The following is a 16122-nucleotide window of genomic DNA, read 5'->3' on the forward strand; positions in this document are numbered from 1 at the left end:
CCGAAACGGCGTCTCTGTCAAAGTTTGTTCTGAGCTTCCCCCGCCTTAGCCTTCACTTCAGCGAGCGGCTTTGACGGCTCGCGGGGGTAGAAGGTGTAGGACAGCGTAAGTGTCTTGATGCCCTTGGTCTCGACCGTCTTGACGATCTCCGGATCGACGAAGAAGACGACCGGCATCTCCATCTCTTCGCCCGGCTGAAGGGTTGTTTCCGTGAAGCAGAAGCACTGCACCTTGTTGAAATAGGCGCCTGCCGCCATCGGTGTCACGTTGAAGGTCGCCTGGCCGGTCGTCGGCTTCGACGACAGATTTTTGGCCCGATAGCTGACCTGCACCGTCTCGCCGATCCTGACGTCAATGTCGCGCTGGACGGGCTTGAATTCCCACGGCAGGCCCGACGTATTGGCGTCGAACGTGACCCTGATCTTTTCATCGAGGATGATGTCCGAGGCCTGCTCGACCCGCTGCGTCGTGCCGTTATAGCCCGTAACCCGGCAGAACATGTCATAGAGCGGCACTGCGGCATAGGCCATGCCCACCATGCCTGCCACGAAGGCAACGCAGGTGCCGACGATCACGCCGTTTGCGCGCTCTTTCCGGGTCGACTGCGGGCTATTGGTCATGCGCGGCTTTCTCAATGGACCATGCCGTTGCCGAACTTTATCAGCGTGACGACGTAGAAAAGTGCGACGAGGCCGGCGAGTACGAGACCAAGAGCGATGTTGCGGCTGCGCCGCGATTTGCGCTGCGCCTCGCTGAGTTTGACGGTTTGCATCAGGCGATACCTCCGGCGTTGAGCCAGATCTGGGCGATCACGTGGTCGACCACGAGGGCCGAGAAGATCGCAAAAAGATAGACAATCGAAAAGGCGAAGAGCTTCTTGGCCGGGACCATTCTCTCATCTCCCTCAGGCATGCGCAGGACGGCGATGGAATACCAAACGAAGCCCAGCCCCATGGCCGTGGCGAACGCCCCATAGCCAAGGCTCGCAAAGCCGAGGAAGGTGGGACAGATGCCGATGAGTGCGGTCAACACGGCGTAGATGACGATCTGCTTCTTCGTCGTCGCCTCGCCGCACACATTGGGCATCATCGGCACGCCGACGGCACCGTAGTCACGCATCTTGAACAGCGCCAGCGCCCAGAAATGGGCCGGCGTCCACAGGAAGGTGATGAGAAAAAGTACGATGCTTTCGATCGACACACCGCCGGTCACACAGGCCCAACCGATCATCGGCGGGAAGGCTCCTGCAGCACCGCCGATAACGATGTTCTGCGGCGTCGAGCGCTTCAGCCACATGGTGTAGATCACAGCGTAGAAGAAAATCGTGAAGGCGAGCAACCCGGCTGCGAGCCAATTGACGGCGAGCCCGAGGATGATCACGGAAAATGCTGATAGCGTCAGGCCGAAGGCGAGCGCCTCCTCAGGCAGGATCTTGCCGGCCGGAATCGGACGCTTGGCGGTACGGCTCATCACCGCATCGATATCGGCGTCGTACCACATGTTCAGCGCACCGGAGGCACCAGCTCCGACGGCGATGCACAGGATGGCGATGAAGCCGATAAACGGATTAATTTGTCCTGGCGCAAGGACCAGCCCGGCAAAAGCGGTAAAGACGACAAGAGACATGACGCGAGGCTTCAGGAGCTCGAAATAATCGCGCGCAGAGGCCTCGGACAGGCGCGGTGCGCCTTCCATGCCGACTGCCTCGTGATTGTCGATGAGCGTCATGTCTCGTCCTTGAAAATACTGCGGCCATGGCAGCCGCATTCTGCCGGGAAGCCGGCGGTGTGAAGCCGCCGGAACCGGCGGCTTCTGTTCGTTCCCCGTCACTTGATCCGCGGGAGCTGCTCCCACTGGTGGAACGGCGGCGGCGACGAGAGCTGCCATTCGAGCGTGTTCGCACCCTCACCCCACGGGTTGTCGCCGGCAACGCGCTTGCGCGCAAAGGCTTCAACGACACCGAAGAGGAAGATCAGCACGCCGACGGCGGCGATGTAGGAGCCGTAGGACGACACCATGTTCCAGCCGGCATAGGCATCCGGATAGTCGATGTAGCGGCGCGGCATGCCTGCGAGGCCGAGGAAGTGCTGCGGGAAGAAGATCAGGTTCACACCGATGAACATGACCCAGAAATGCAGCTTGCCGACGAATTCCGAGTACATGTAACCGGTCATCTTCGGGAACCAGTAGTACCAGGCAGCGAAGATCGCGAAGACGGCGCCGAGCGACAGAACGTAGTGGAAGTGAGCAACCACGTAGTAGGTGTCATGCAGCGCACGATCGAGGCCGGCATTGGCGAGCTGAACGCCGGTGACGCCGCCAACCGTGAAGAGGAAGATGAAGCCGATCGCCCAGACCATCGGCGTCGTGAAGCGGATCGAGCCGCCCCACATCGTCGCGATCCAGGAGAAGATCTTCACGCCGGTCGGAACCGCGATAACCATCGTCGCGAAGACGAAGTAGCGTTGCGTGTCGAGCGACATGCCGACCGTATACATGTGGTGCGCCCACACGATGAAGCCGACGGCGCCGATCGCGACCATAGCGTAGGCCATGCCGAGATAACCGAAGATCGCCTTGCGCGAGAAGGTCGAGACGATGTGGCTGATGATGCCGAAGCCCGGCAGAATCAGGATGTACACTTCCGGATGACCGAAGAACCAGAACAGGTGCTGGAACAGGATCGGGTCACCGCCGCCTTCCGGCGCAAAGAAGGCCGTGCCGAAGTTGCGGTCGGTGAGCAGCATGGTGATGCCGCCTGCGAGCACCGGCAGCGAGAGCAGGAGCAGGAAGGCGGTGATCAGCACCGACCAGGCAAAGAGCGGCATTTTGTGCAGCGTCATGCCCGGAGCGCGCATGTTGAGGATCGTCGTGATGAAGTTGATCGCACCGAGGATCGACGACGCGCCGGCGATATGAAGGCCGAGGATCGCCAGATCCATTGCCGGCCCGGGCATGCCGGAGGTCGAGAACGGCGGATAGATCGTCCAGCCGCCGCCAGCACCATAGGCACCCGCCGGACCCTCGACGAACATCGAAAGCAGGACGAGCAGGAAGGCCGGTACGATCAGCCAGAACGAGATGTTGTTCATGCGCGGGAAGGCCATGTCCGGCGCGCCGATCATGATCGGCACCATCCAGTTGGCGAAACCGCCGATGAGCGCCGGCATGACCATGAAAAAGATCATGATCAGGGCGTGCGCGGTCGTGAACACGTTGAACATATGTTTGCCGCCGTCGATGGCAGCATCGCCCTCGAAGCCGTAGACCATCTGGGCCAGGCCATGGAAGATCTGGATGCCCGGCTCCTGCAACTCGGCGCGCATAAAGACCGACAACGTGCCGCCGATGAGACCGGCGACGATCGCGAACAGCAGGTAGAGCGTACCGATGTCCTTGTGGTTGGTCGACAGGAACCAGCGCTGGAAGAAGCTCAACGGCTTGTGCGCATGGTCTGCATGGGCATGATCCGAGTGATCATGCCGGTGATCGTGATGAACGGCTGTTCCAGCCATGGGTCGAGCTCCCCTTCCGATTACTGTGCGGCGCTTGCGGCGACGTCAACGGTCTTGGCCGCGCCGTCGATGGACGCCATGAGCGCCTTGTTCGCTTCGCCGATGTTGGTTGCAGCGGCAGCGAGCCAGGCGTCGTATTTATCCTGCGCGACCACGCGAATAGCGATCGGCATATAGGCGTGATCCTTGCCGCAGAGCTCGGAACACTGGCCGTAATAGAGGCCTTCACGGTCCGCCTTGAACCAGGTTTCGTTGAGGCGGCCCGGGACGGCGTCGATCTTCACGCCGAAAGCCGGCATGGCAAAGGCATGGATAACGTCGGCAGCCGTCACGAGCATGCGGACTGTCTTGCCGACGGGCACGACCACTTCGTTGTCGACGGCGAGAAGGCGCGGGTACTGGGCCTTGTCTTCCTTGCCGAGGCTCGCGCGATCCTCTTCCTTCATCAGCAGGCTGTCGAACGAAAGCGGATTTTCGCCAACCTCGTATTCATACGACCAATACCACTGGTTGCCGGTCGCCTTGACCGTCAGGTCTGGATTCTGCGGCGGCGTCAGCTGCGCCGTCAGAAGCTGGAAGGACGGGATGGCAAGGAAAAGCAGAACGATAACCGGACCGACGGTCCAGAGAACTTCGATCGCGGTGTTGTGGCTGGTCTTGGAAGGAACCGGATTGGCGCCTTCGCGGAATTTGACCACAACGACAATCAGCAGGAGGAGAACGAAGAGCGTGATCGGAATGATGAACCACAGGGTATATTGTTCAAACCACGTGATTTCTTCCATGATGCCCGTCGCGGCCGTCTGAAGACGCGTCTGCCATTCGACAGGCTTGTCAGCAAAGGCGCTCGAAGCAAAAAGCAGACAGGCAAGCGCTGCCAGAACTGCATAAGCCTTGTTTTTCACAATGTGTCTCCCCAATGCGCTTTATCAGGATCAAACCGAAACCGCAGAATCCCTGCGATACTGCAGCGCTTCAAACCACAGTTTGACTAGCGCCGCAACATCTGTCCAATCAAGCCCGTGCGGCATTTTTGCACAAAGGCCGCTTTTCACACAGGCGACCCTCGCGCCCGTTCGCGAATTGGGTTAGGCCTATCGCGGCCCGCGCGACTGCCAGTTTAAGATTTGCGTTCCAGAGCTTCGCCGACGAGCCCAATTTCCGCCATATGGCGCTGGAATGTAGCATACAGGGCTTTTCATTTATCTTCGCGCGCATCAAGAATAGCCCTGATGATTCGACGTTTTGAGGTTTACATGGGCCTGTCCCTCTTCTCCCGGCTGCCGGTTCTGGCCGCGCTCGGAATTGCCACCCTCGTCTTTCCCACCGCAAGCATGGCCCAGCAATCCGGCGGAACGCCCGGAACGGTGAAGTCAAACCACGGCGCTTGGTCGATCGTCTGCGATCAGCCGGCGGGCGCCTCGGCTGAGCAATGCGCGCTGATGCAGAACGTCATCGCCGAGGACAGGCCGGAAGTCGGGCTTTCGGTCGTCGTGCTGAAAACTGCCGATCGCAAGGCGAAGATCCTTCGCGTTCTCGCGCCGCTCGGCGTGCTTCTGCCGAACGGCCTTGGTCTCAACGTCGATGGCAAGGATATTGGCCGCGCCTATTTCGTGCGCTGCTTCTCTGATGGATGCTATGCTGAAGTGGTGCTCGAGGACGAACTCCTGAAGACCTTTCGCGCCGGCGCGACCGCGACATTCATCGTTTTCCAATCGCCGGAAGAAGGTATCGGCATCCCGGTCGATCTCAAGGGTTTCGGCGAGGGTTACGACGCCCTCCCCTGATTTCGGGGGTCGTGCGGAATCTAAAAAAGCCGCGCTACGGGCGCGGCTTTTTCTTGCGGTATAGAAAGACCGCTGCTTACAAAATCTCGGTGGCGGCAATCTTGATGCCGAAACCCTCGAGGCCGACATAGTGGCGCTCGCGCGAGGAAATGAGACGGATCGACGTAATGCCGAGGTCCTTGAGGATCTGCGCGCCGAGACCGATTTCCAGCCATTCGCTTTCGCGGGCCTGGGCTTCCGAATGGACCTCGCGGTCATGCTTACCCTTGCGCGCCGTTTGTGAAACGCCGACGCCGACGGAACCCTCGCGCAGATAGACGATGACGCCCCTGCCCTCTCCGGCGATGCGTTTCATGATCGCGTCGATCTGGCGGTCCCCGCCGAAGACATCAGCACCGACATTCTCAAGGTGCAGACGAACGGGGATGTCGACGCCGTCGCGAATATCGCCAAAGACGACAGCAAGATGCTGCATCGGATCCCAGGGCAGCGAATAGGTGTGACCCTTTGCCTTGCCGTAAGGCGTATCGATCTCGAAGCAATTTCCCTGCTCGATCAGTGTTTCCTTGCGCTGGCGATAGGCGATCAGATCCGCCACCGACACCTGTTTCAGGCCATGGGTCTCGGCGAAGCTTTCGACCTGCGGGCCACGCATCACGGTGCCGTCGTCGTTGACGAGCTCGCAGATGACGCCGACCGGCGGGAGGCTCGCGAGTTTGCAGAGATCCACGGCCGCCTCGGTATGGCCCGAACGCATCAGCACACCGCCCTCGCGCGCCACCAGTGGAAAGATATGGCCCGGGCGGACGAAATCGGCCGGCCCGATGTTCGGATTGGCAAGGTTGCGAACGGTCAACGTCCGGTCGTCGGCCGAGATACCGGTGGTGGTTCCGTGCCTGAAATCGACTGAAACGGTGAATGCGGTCGTATGGGCGGAATCGTTCTCTGCCACCATCGCATTCAGATTGAGGCGCTTTGCCTCCTCGCGCGGCATCGGTGCACAGACGATGCCGGAGGTGTGGCGGACGATGAAGGCCATCTTTTCGGGCGTGCAATGCACGGCTGCGACGATCAGGTCGCCCTCGTTCTCGCGGCCGCCGTCATCGGTGACGACGACGATCTCGCCGGCCTCGAAGGCGCGAATGGCGTCAACGACGCGCTTCTGGTCATAGGACATCAAGACTCTCCCGCAAACTACTTCAACCGCCCGGTCTGGCCCCGGTCGCGCAGGTAATGGTCAGCAATCGTGCAGGCGAGCATTGCCTCGCCGATCGGCACGGCCCTAATCCCGACGCAAGGATCGTGGCGGCCCTTGGTGCGCACATCCACCTCGTTGCCGTCACTGTCGATCGAGCGCCGTTCGGTCAGGATGGATGACGTCGGCTTGATCGCGAAGCGTGCAACGACCGGCTGACCCGTGGCGATGCCGCCCAAGATGCCGCCCGCATTGTTGGAAAGGAAAACCGGCTCACCACCGGGTCCGATGCGCATCTCATCGGCGTTCTCCTCGCCACTGATCTCGGCCGCGGCAAAACCATTGCCGATCTCCACGCCCTTGACCGCGTTGATCGACATCAGGTTTGAGGCGATGTCTTGATCGAGCTTGCCATAGATCGGGGCGCCGATACCCGCAGGCACCCCCTCGGCAACCACCTCGACGACTGCACCGATCGATGAACCGGCCTTGCGGATGCCATCGAGATATTCTTCCCAAACAGGGACGATCGCCGGGTCGGGAGCGAAGAACGGGTTTTTGTTCACCTCGGCCCAGTCCCAGTTGGCCCGATTTATCCTGTGCTTGCCGATCTGGACGAGCGCCCCGCGGACGACCAGGCCGGGCACCACTTTGCGGGCGATGCCGCCCGCTGCAACGCGGGCCGCCGTTTCGCGCGCCGAAGAGCGGCCGCCGCCGCGATAATCGCGAATGCCGTATTTGACGTCGTAGGTGTAATCCGCGTGGCCGGGGCGGTAACGCTTGGCGATCTCGGAATAGTCCTTCGAGCGCTGGTCGGTGTTCTCGATCATCATCGAGATCGGCGTACCGGTCGAGATCATCGTCTCGCCGTCATCGTCGAACATCACGCCGGACAGGATCTTGACCAGGTCGTCCTCACGGCGCTGGGTCACGAAGCGGGATTGCCCCGGCTTGCGCTTGTCGAGCCAGGCCTGGATTTCGGCGAGCGTGAAGCGAATGCCGGGCGGGCATCCGTCGACAACGCAGCCGAGCGCCGGCCCATGGCTTTCGCCCCAGGTGGTGACGCGGAAGAGGTGACCGAAGCTATTGTGCGACATGACGATAACCGAACGCTGATAACCGCGCGCGAAAACAGACGCGCGCCCTCTCTTACTGCATGTTTCCTTAAATCGGAACCGATTTAAGGATAAAAACACGCAGCAAATCAAAGTGCTAAAGCGACCTTTTGTGCGTCTGAAAAAGACGCACGGCGCTGTAGTGGAAAGCCGTCAAAGGGAAAAGACTTTCCGCAGCACCAGCGGGCTTTGTCGATCACGAAGCGAGGCGGAATCCGCGGTCCGTGGCGAAGGCGATGAAGCTTTCGCTGCTCAGCGGCTTGGAAAAGGCGTAGCCCTGCAGAAGGTCGCAACCGAGAATGCCGAGCATTTCCGCGTGCGCCATGGTTTCCACGCCTTCGGCGACGGTTTCAATGCCAAGCGAGCGGCCGATGTCGATGATCGAGCGCACGAGCGCCTGCTCGGTTCGGGCGCCGAGCACCGGCGCCACCAGCTGACGATCAATCTTCAGCCGCTTCGGCTTGATTTTCAAAAGACTGACGATCGAGGTGTGGCCGGTGCCGAAATCGTCTATCTCGATGTCGATGCCGAGCTTCTTGATCCCGTCGATATTGGCTGTGACGATGTCGTCGCTTTCGTCGAGGAAGATGGACTCTACCAGTTCGAACGAAATCTGGCCGGGCATGATGCTCAGCCCCTCGAGCGAGGCGAGCAGATCCCTTTCCTGCAGGCGCTTGGCAGAGACGTTCACGGAAATCTTCGGCACCTGGACACCGACCGCGGCCCAGCGCATCCGGTCGGCAAGAGCCTTTTGCAGGACCAGCCGATCGAGCGTCGCAGTGACGCTCAGTTCTTCGGCAATCCCCAGGAACCGGTCTGGGGTTAGGATTCCCTCACGCGGATGGCGCCAACGGATGAGTGCCTCGACACCGGAGAGTGCGAGCGTCGAGGCGTCGAACTGCGGCTGGTACCACGGCACGAACTCGTCGCGTTCGATCCCTTCCAGGATTTCATCGGCGATGCGCTTGTTGGTCACCACTTCGGCCTGCAGTGCCTCGGTAAAGAACTGGTAGCGGCTGCGTCCACTTTCCTTGGCTCGATAGAGCGCGATGTCGGCGTTGACGAGCAGCTTGCGCGCGTCCGCCGTGGAACGATGGGCCACTGCAACGCCGATGCTGACGCCGAAGCGGCACGGAAACCCGTCATAGTCCACCGGTTGACGCATCTGGGCGATGATGTGGTCGCACAACGCGGCCAAGGCTTTATCGTCCGGCGCTCCGGATATCACCACTACGAATTCGTCTCCGCCGATGCGGGCGACAATGTCATCCGAAGAGATGCTCGAGCGCAGAATTTCGGAGGCATGGACAAGCATGGCGTCGCCGGCGGCGTGTCCAAGCGTGTCGTTGATCTGTTTGAAGCGATCGAGATCGATATGGAGGATGGCGATGCTCTCGGACTTTTCGACACTCGCCGCGAAGAGCCGATCCAGCGCCTTGTCGAGCATCCGCCGGTTGCCAAGCCCCGTCAGCGGATCATGCAGGGCATTGTGCTCGATGCGATCCTTCGCATCGGCGAGTTCGGCATTCTTCATATCAGCGATCGCCTTGGCCGCCCTAAGCTGCTCGGTCATCAGCACGTCGTCGGTGACGTCCCAGCTGATACCGGTGATTTTCGCCCGGCCGTCAGGTCCCTCGTGGGCCGAACCCACATGGCGAACGTGGCGGATGGAGCCGTCCGCCATCACGACGCGATATTGCGAGCGATGTTCAAGCCCTTCGTCCAGGCTGCGGAACAAGGCGATGGAGGCAGCGGCGATATCGTCAGGATGCACGGTCGCGCGCCACTCCTCGTGAGTGGGATTGGACCCGGTGCGGGAGAGCCCATGCAGATGGAACATCCGGTCATCCCGGGACCGGGCTTGCGTGGCAATGTCGATTTCCCAGATTCCGATCTTCGAAGCATCCAGAGCTAGGTTGAGACGATGGGACAAGGCCACCACCTCGCCTTCGCGCGCCTTCAGCTTGGCTATGTTGCGCTGCCGCTCATTGACGAGACCACCGGCAAGAAGGATGGGCACAACGACCACCACGACAGCGGCGATGGTCGCAAGCATGATGTCGTGGCTGTCCTCCGGTTCCTGCGCCCAGCCGCCGACGGGAGTAGCGGCCAACTCCCACACTCCACCGGGCAAAGACAGCTCGCGGACGACCGGCGAGCTCAGGAAGACCCCGGTCTCGTCCAGAAACGGCTCCAGGATGTTGTCGCTGACCGAAACGTCGCGAATGGCAAGATGAATAGGCACATGCCGATGGTCGCGGCTGGCCGTCTCGCGCATCTCCATGCTTTCCTCGTTAAAGCGCGCGGACCGATAGAGCGCCTCCTCATCGAGGATGGCCTCAACGAAACCCCAGAATGCGGTTCGTCCCCCGACATTCGAGGAGACCGGCACAAAGATCTCGAAGCCATTGCGGCCACTTGGCAGGCGTACCGGTCCAACGACCACGGGCTTTGTCGTCGAAGCGGCACGGTCTAGCGCCACCCGCACTGCTCGGAACCGGCCGAGATCTGTGCCGACAAAAGATGGTTGACGCTCTCGCGAAAAAGTCATCGTGACGACGCCCGCTGGTGCCGCGGAAACGCGAACCAGCTGAGGATTTTGCAGGAGCAGCTTCGCCGCCAGCTTGCTGAACTCGCTCGCCGTCGTCTCTTGCTGAACGGCGATCCCGTTGGCGAGCCCATTGAGAGCGGCGATGTTGGTGTTGAATTCCGCGCGCAAACGACCCGCAATCAGGTTCAATTCGTTTTCGACATCGATCTTGAGATCTTTGCGAAAGTTCTCGCGGTGCTGGCGCTCATAGATGTTGCCGCCGATGAAGACCACGGCGCCTGCGATCACCGCCGGAATGAGCGACGGCTTCGCAAAATTGGCAATCGCACGAATGCGGCGACGCAGAGCGACGATGATGTTCAATTGTTTTCCCCAAGCCCCGACGCACGGTAGCCTTGGAGTCTTAAAATAGGCTTTCGCAAAAATTTCATTGGAAAACGTGGTGACAACGGCCCTCCGCCGGGCAGCCGAACAACCTCGTTGGCTTGAAATTCGCCGCGACGACGTCCACTCTCCGATCGCCGGCCGCGCTGTCCCAAACCAGCCAACAGTTGCGCTAAAGCAACGGTATAAGGCAACTTTTGCCACAATCGGGGATCAAATGGTGATGACAAGAATGTTCGCAGAATCATTGAGGAGGGCAAAAAAGATGCGATTTGTCATTGCCGCACTCATGGCCACTGCAGGTTTGCTTTCGCCGCTTTCCGCTCACGCCGAAAGCGCCGACGTGGAGGCGGTGATCACCAGCGTGGACACCGAGCGCCTGAGCCTCTCGCTCGATGACGGCAAGAGCTATCAGGCTCCTGAAGAGTTCAACTTCGAGGGCCTCGAGGCAGGCGTCAAGGTTCTCGTCTTCTACACCGAAATTGATGGCAAACGCGTCATCAACGACTTGGAAATCGTCCAGTAGCCGTGATCAGGCCCGCCCTACACCTCCGCGCGTCTTAGCAGGCACCGAAAGGACGCTGTAGCACGCCGGATGCGCTTCGCATTTGCTTTGATATAGATGGCGGATCGTGTAAGGGCCATACCGATCCGGAACATCTGCCCATGGCGAGCCAGTGCGGAACCGCAACAAGATGCCATTGATCACACGGCGGTCATCAACGCGCGGCACGCCGCGCGGCTTGTTCGGCAACAACGGTTGAATGACAGTCCATTCGAAATCGCTCAGATCGAAGCGGCGACGCGCCATGAATTGCCTCCTCCAAATGAAAGTTCTTGAATCATGAGCCGCGCGGAGGTGAAAGTGATTTTTGAATCGCATCGGAGCGAAGATTCATGAATGAGCGATAAAGGCTTAGGAACACTATGGCTGAAGTGCATCGAACCGCCGCATCCCTACGCTTTTATGGCGACGACCTTGATCCGGAGGAAATATCCCGCACACTTGGGGCGCAGCCGACAAAATGCGCGAAAAAGGGCGGCATTTGGGTAACGCCTAACGGGAAAGAGATAGTTGCTCGGCATGGCTTCTGGCATCTATCCGCCACTGAAGAAAGTCCCGGCGATCTCGACAAGCAAGTAGGCGCACTCTTCTCCGCATTGAGTAATGATCTCGATGCGTGGAGGGCACTTGCAGCACGCTTTCGCGGAAACATATTCGTAGGTCTGTTCCTATACGGCTGCAATGAAGGACTTGGCCTCTCGCCGGCGACAACGAGTGCGATCGGATTACGTGGATTGGAGCTCGACCTCGACATCTATAGTGGTGACGACACCGACCAAGAGATCGTTTGAAACCATCTCGTTATGAGTTTACGGCCTGGATGAGTTAGAGCGGGATGCGGGCGGAAAACCGCGCACACCGATCTAAACCCAGCCGATCGTCCCGTCAGCTATCCGCAGCAGCCGGTCCTGCGGAATGGCGGAAGCCGCCGCCTCGTCGGCGCTCATTTCTCCGAGAAGCTTAAACAGCACGCGAATGACGCCGCCATGCGTGACGCAGACCGTCGGTCGCGTCACGTCCTTCAACCAGGCGCCCACGCGCCATGAGAGAATCTCGTAGCTTTCCGCAGCTTGGCCGGGCGGGATGAAGTCCCATTTGGCAACGCGCCTTTCGGCGATGCGCTGCGGTACCTGGCGCTTCAATTCGGGCAGGGTATAGCCTTCCCAGTCGCCGAAGGAGACTTCCTTCAGCCTGTCGTCGGTGTGATAGGAAAGCGGATCAAGCCCCATGGCGTGCCGCAGACGTTCCATGGTCTCGCGTGTGCGGCCGAGCGGGCTGGCGACGAAATCGAAGTTGCTGGCTTCGCGCCCGAGGATCTCCGCCAGGACAACGCCGTTCCCGGTCGCCTGACGGCGACCGGTTTCGTTGAGAGGAATGTCCTTCTGTCCCTGAAGACGGCTTTCGGCATTCCAATCCGTTTGTCCATGCCGAACCATGTAGACGAGCACAGCGTTCACTCCGGGCGAGCTGTCATCACCGCCGTCGCATAAAAAAGGAAATCAGTCCTTCAGTACGGAAATGTCCGGTGCATCGACAGCCTTCATGCCGACCGTATGATAACCGGAGTCGACGTGGTGCACCTCGCCGGTGACGCCGCTCGACAGATCGGAGAGCAGATAGAGCGCCGAATTGCCGACTTCCTCGATCGAGACGGTACGCTTCAACGGCGCGTTGTACTCGTTCCATTTGAGGATATAGCGGAAATCGCCAATGCCGGACGCGGCAAGCGTCTTGATCGGGCCGGCCGAGATCGCGTTGACGCGGATACCGCGGTTGCCGACATCGACCGCAAGGTAGCGCACGCTCGCCTCGAGCGCCGCCTTGGCAACGCCCATGACATTGTAATGCGGCATGACCTTCTCAGCGCCGTAATAGGTGAGCGTCAGCATCGAACCGCCGTCGTTCATGATGCGCTCGGCACGTGCGGCGACGGCCGTGAAGGAGTAGACGGAAATATCCATCGTACGAGCGAAGTTGTCGCGGCTCGTATCGAGGTAGCGCCCTGTCAGTTCATCCTTGTCGGAGAAGGCGATGGCATGCACGACGAAGTCGATCTTGCCCCACTTGTCTTCGAGTGTTGAGAAAACGGCGTCAATCGTTGCAAGGTCGGTGACATCGCAATGGCCCGCCATGAAGGCGCCAAGTTCCTGCGCTAGCGGTTCGACACGCTTCTTTAGTGCGTCGCCCTGCCAGGTCAGTGCGATTTCAGCACCTGCTTCCGAGCAAGCCTTTGCGATGCCCCATGCAATCGAGCGGTTGTTTGCGACGCCCATGATGACGCCGCGCTTGCCATTCATCAGACCCGATGCCTGAGCCATGGAATGTCCCCAATACTGTCTGCCTGCACCGGCCGCCGCCGGTGCGAGAGTTCACGAATCTCAACGCCGCCGCGCAGCATCTGTGCGGTGCGGCAAATTGTCGAGCATTGCCTATGGCATAGCCGTTAAAACGGTTCAAGCGCGGCGCAGATCAGGAACTGTTAGTCCCCGTAATATTGGTTCAGCTTGTCAGAAAACCGTCACAGATAAAGGCCATGGCGCAAGGACCGCATCAGGTCCGTTACCTTGTCGTCCGGCTTTTCGCGAAGCATCAGTCGCAGTTCGACGAGCAGATCTCCGGCTTCTCCATCCGCGCCGCGCAACCCCGCACCGGCAATTCGGATCACCTTATCCGATCCGGACCAGGCAGGAACGGTCACCGTAACCGGCCCGCTTGGCGTTTCTAAGACAGTATCACAGCCGAGCACGGCATCTTCAAGGTCGAGCGGTAGGGTGGTCACCAGATCGAGACCTTGCGTTCGGAACGGCCCCTCCTGGTTGATCCGCAACGTCGCCAGGACATCGCCGCGCGCCATGCCTGTCACCCGATAACCCTGTTCCTTGAGCCGCATGGCATGGCCGTCGGTTGCGCCGGGCGGGATCGAGAGCTTCACAGTTTCTCCGTCCGGAAGCTCGACGGATACCCGGGCGCGATTGACGACCTGCTCGATGCTCACATTCACGTCCACCGCCAGATCCGGCACCTTCTCGGCGGTTTTTGCAACGCGACCACGAATTCGCCGTACGATCGCCGCGACCAAATCCGCCGCCGGTGCAGCGGAGCGCCGGACGGCCGCCGCTTCGACCTTGGAAGCTTCCTCTCGTTTTGAATCCGCGGTCGCCTCCGGCCTGGTATCCGTCGGCGGCTCGCTCTTCTCGACTGGCCGCGCAGACGCCGGTCTTGGCTTCGAGGGAGATGGCGCGGCCTGCGGTTCAACACCGAAAATGCGCGAGATCGCCTCTTCCGCAGTCTCGGCGTCGACCGGCTCCTCGGCAGGCTCCGGTCCACGCATCTTCTGCTTCATCGCTTCCATGCGGCGCAACTCGGCTTCCCGCCGAACGCGATCGTAACGGCTTCTCAGTACCGGATCGCGCAACAGTTCGTAAGCCTTTCCCGCCTCGGCAAAGCGATGTGTCGCCAAGGGATCGTCCTGGTTGTGGTCGGGATGGACGGCCTTGGCTACGGATCGCCAAGCGGCCTTGATCTCATCTTGCCCGGCATTGCGGCGCACACCGAGAATTGCATAGGGATCACGCATGGTTTGTCACCATCTTCTCCGACCGGCGGCCTCTCCCCGGTGTTCGGCTCGTAGCTCGTCCCCGGGAGAAGGCCGGGCTTGCGGCTTTCTTCTGGGCGATGATCTGGAGAAGTTGCTAAATATCGGTTAGTCGGCGGATGCGGGATTGGCGCGAGCGGACTGGTCGCGGTTGTTTTCCGCGGCTTTGAAGCAACGTGGTTAATCGAGGCTTTTCAGTCCTGCGGGCCGAAACTCGTCAGGTACCATTCGCCATTGCCGAGTTGGCAGGCGCTTCCGTCAAACTTCGCTATGCCTTCGTAGGAGTGGCGTGTCGTGGTGAAGCGCCGGCAGAGCATGCCGCTTGCGCGGTCTTCTTGGATGGCACTGATCACGCCTGCACTGCCGGACGTCGCGTTTGCCCACGGGATCGGGTTTTCGCCACCCTGACTGATATCGGCGGAGGAAACGGCGTTGCGCACGGCGACGGCGTCCGAGAGACCGTCCGAGGTTTTCGCAACCGGTACGGTTCCCGTCGACACGCGATCGACGCTTGGACCGCCAAAGAGATCGAGGCCCGCGCCCATGCACCCCGGCAGAGCGAGAACTGCCATACAAAGCATTCCGCTGCGCAGCAAGGCGAAGGAAAAACCCTTCTTGCCATCGATCGACTTTGCTATGTCTTGCACGGCAATCCTGTCAGACTCGCAAGAGCTGCACGTTTTCCGAGGAAGTCCACAGGCAGGCTCTGACACTTTTCGATGCGGAAACACCGATCGGGTTCATCCCGACGTGTTCCCGCGCCAGATATCACGGCATTGGAAGGCACTATGACCGCGAATGAGTTAATAACCGGTGACTTCACCGAAGCAAACGAACCCTTTTCCCTTTTTGGCACATGGTTGAAGGACGCCGAAGAGAACGAGATCAACGATCCGAACGCCGTGGCGCTTGCGACCGTCGATCCGGATGGGCTGCCCAATGTCCGCATGGTGCTGCTCAAGGGATTCGATGAACGCGGTTTCGTCTTCTACACGAATTTCGAGAGTCAGAAAGGCCGTGAAATTCTTTCCGCCCGCAAAGCCGCCATGTGCTTCCACTGGAAATCGCTGCGCCGGCAGGTGCGAATCCGCGGTCCGGTCGAAATTGTCTCCGACGAAGAAGCAGACGAGTATTTCAGAAGCCGGCCGCGCGGCAGCCGCATCGGCGCCTGGGCGTCGAAACAATCGCGTCCGCTCGAAAGCCGTTTCGCTCTGGAAAAGGCGGTTGCCGAATACACGGCACGCCACGCCATCGGCGAGATCCCGCGCCCGGAATACTGGTCCGGCTTCCGCATCCTCCCTACCTCGATCGAATTCTGGCACGACCGGCCCTTCCGGCTGCATGACCGTGTGGAGTTCCGTCGCCACACACCGGAGGGCGGCTGGGCAAAGGTTCGGATGTATCCGTGATGGGCC

Annotated in this window: 16 protein-coding genes and 1 pseudogene; 4 read left to right on the forward strand and 13 right to left on the reverse strand. The window is 60.3% G+C overall.

The window, feature by feature from the left end; translation table 11 throughout:
- Positions 1 to 17: 17 nt before the first annotated feature.
- The 5 genes from PZN02_RS01430 to coxB all read right to left on the reverse strand — a co-directional run bounded on the left by PZN02_RS01430 (position 18) and on the right by coxB (position 4420).
- Entirely contained in the window at positions 18 to 620 is a 603-nt protein-coding gene (locus tag PZN02_RS01430; protein WP_280659874.1) for a cytochrome c oxidase assembly protein, read from the reverse strand.
- An 11-nt stretch (positions 621 to 631) separates the two neighbouring features.
- Positions 632 to 772 carry a hypothetical protein gene (locus PZN02_RS01435; RefSeq protein ID WP_225105255.1) on the reverse strand — a complete coding sequence of 47 codons (141 nt, stop codon included), beginning with the start codon at positions 770 to 772 and terminating at the stop codon, positions 632 to 634.
- The gene (locus tag PZN02_RS01440) at positions 772 to 1728 is read right to left on the reverse strand and encodes a heme o synthase (RefSeq protein WP_280659875.1); all 957 of its coding nucleotides are present in this window, start codon (positions 1726 to 1728) and stop codon (positions 772 to 774) included. The genes PZN02_RS01435 and PZN02_RS01440 overlap by 1 nt, the downstream gene beginning before the upstream one ends.
- Before the next feature lie 98 nt (positions 1729 to 1826).
- The gene (gene ctaD / locus PZN02_RS01445) at positions 1827 to 3515 is read right to left on the reverse strand and encodes a cytochrome c oxidase subunit I (RefSeq protein ID WP_280659876.1); all 1689 of its coding nucleotides are present in this window, start codon (positions 3513 to 3515) and stop codon (positions 1827 to 1829) included.
- 20 nt (positions 3516 to 3535) lie between these two features.
- Entirely contained in the window at positions 3536 to 4420 is an 885-nt protein-coding gene (gene coxB / locus PZN02_RS01450) for a cytochrome c oxidase subunit II (protein WP_280659877.1), read from the reverse strand.
- Positions 4421 to 4771: 351 nt separating this feature from the next.
- Here coxB and PZN02_RS01455 point away from each other — a divergent pair, with 351 nt between their 5' ends.
- Positions 4772 to 5302 carry an invasion associated locus B family protein gene (locus PZN02_RS01455; protein ID WP_136507335.1) on the forward strand — a complete coding sequence of 177 codons (531 nt, stop codon included), beginning with the start codon at positions 4772 to 4774 and terminating at the stop codon, positions 5300 to 5302.
- Between the two features lie 76 nt (positions 5303 to 5378).
- Here PZN02_RS01455 and ribB read toward each other — a convergent pair whose 3' ends face one another.
- The 3 genes from ribB to PZN02_RS01470 all read right to left on the reverse strand — a co-directional run bounded on the left by ribB (position 5379) and on the right by PZN02_RS01470 (position 10526).
- Positions 5379 to 6479, reverse strand: a complete 1101-nt coding sequence (gene ribB, locus PZN02_RS01460) for a 3,4-dihydroxy-2-butanone-4-phosphate synthase (protein WP_280659878.1) — start codon at positions 6477 to 6479, stop codon at positions 5379 to 5381.
- Between the two features lie 17 nt (positions 6480 to 6496).
- Positions 6497 to 7594 carry a chorismate synthase gene (aroC, locus tag PZN02_RS01465; protein ID WP_280659879.1) on the reverse strand — a complete coding sequence of 366 codons (1098 nt, stop codon included), beginning with the start codon at positions 7592 to 7594 and terminating at the stop codon, positions 6497 to 6499.
- A gap of 214 nt (positions 7595 to 7808) precedes the next feature.
- Complete coding sequence (locus tag PZN02_RS01470; protein ID WP_280659880.1) at positions 7809 to 10526, reverse strand: bifunctional diguanylate cyclase/phosphodiesterase; 2718 nt, start codon at positions 10524 to 10526, stop codon at positions 7809 to 7811.
- 286 nt (positions 10527 to 10812) lie between these two features.
- Between PZN02_RS01470 and PZN02_RS01475 the strand changes: the two genes are divergently transcribed.
- Positions 10813 to 11073: a DUF1344 domain-containing protein gene (locus PZN02_RS01475; protein WP_153442227.1), complete on the forward strand. Its 261-nt coding sequence runs from the start codon at positions 10813 to 10815 to the stop codon at positions 11071 to 11073.
- A gap of 105 nt (positions 11074 to 11178) precedes the next feature.
- Here PZN02_RS01475 and PZN02_RS01480 read toward each other — a convergent pair.
- Positions 11179 to 11358 (reverse strand): annotated as a pseudogene (locus PZN02_RS01480) (transposase); the annotation flags it as partial.
- A gap of 116 nt (positions 11359 to 11474) precedes the next feature.
- Between PZN02_RS01480 and PZN02_RS01485 the strand changes: the two are divergent.
- Positions 11475 to 11903, forward strand: coding sequence for a DUF4279 domain-containing protein (locus PZN02_RS01485; protein WP_280659881.1), 429 nt, complete (start codon positions 11475 to 11477; stop codon positions 11901 to 11903).
- 72 nt (positions 11904 to 11975) lie between these two features.
- Here PZN02_RS01485 and PZN02_RS01490 read toward each other — a convergent pair whose 3' ends face one another.
- From PZN02_RS01490 to PZN02_RS01505, 4 genes are all read right to left on the reverse strand, one after another.
- Complete coding sequence (locus PZN02_RS01490) at positions 11976 to 12560, reverse strand: histidine phosphatase family protein (RefSeq protein ID WP_280659882.1); 585 nt, start codon at positions 12558 to 12560, stop codon at positions 11976 to 11978.
- A gap of 51 nt (positions 12561 to 12611) precedes the next feature.
- The gene (gene fabI, locus PZN02_RS01495) at positions 12612 to 13430 is read right to left on the reverse strand and encodes an enoyl-ACP reductase FabI (RefSeq protein ID WP_280659883.1); all 819 of its coding nucleotides are present in this window, start codon (positions 13428 to 13430) and stop codon (positions 12612 to 12614) included.
- A 200-nt stretch (positions 13431 to 13630) separates the two neighbouring features.
- Positions 13631 to 14689 carry a DnaJ C-terminal domain-containing protein gene (locus tag PZN02_RS01500; protein WP_280659884.1) on the reverse strand — a complete coding sequence of 353 codons (1059 nt, stop codon included), beginning with the start codon at positions 14687 to 14689 and terminating at the stop codon, positions 13631 to 13633.
- Between the two features lie 212 nt (positions 14690 to 14901).
- The gene (locus tag PZN02_RS01505) at positions 14902 to 15354 is read right to left on the reverse strand and encodes an RT0821/Lpp0805 family surface protein (RefSeq protein WP_280659885.1); all 453 of its coding nucleotides are present in this window, start codon (positions 15352 to 15354) and stop codon (positions 14902 to 14904) included.
- Between the two features lie 141 nt (positions 15355 to 15495).
- On the opposite strand from PZN02_RS01505, the gene pdxH reads away from it, so the two are divergent.
- Positions 15496 to 16116: a pyridoxamine 5'-phosphate oxidase gene (gene pdxH / locus PZN02_RS01510; RefSeq protein ID WP_280659886.1), complete on the forward strand. Its 621-nt coding sequence runs from the start codon at positions 15496 to 15498 to the stop codon at positions 16114 to 16116.
- The last annotated feature ends 6 nt before the right edge of the window (positions 16117 to 16122 follow it).

The sequence above is a fragment of the Sinorhizobium garamanticum genome, assembly GCF_029892065.1.
Lineage (GTDB): Bacteria > Pseudomonadota > Alphaproteobacteria > Rhizobiales > Rhizobiaceae > Sinorhizobium > Sinorhizobium garamanticum.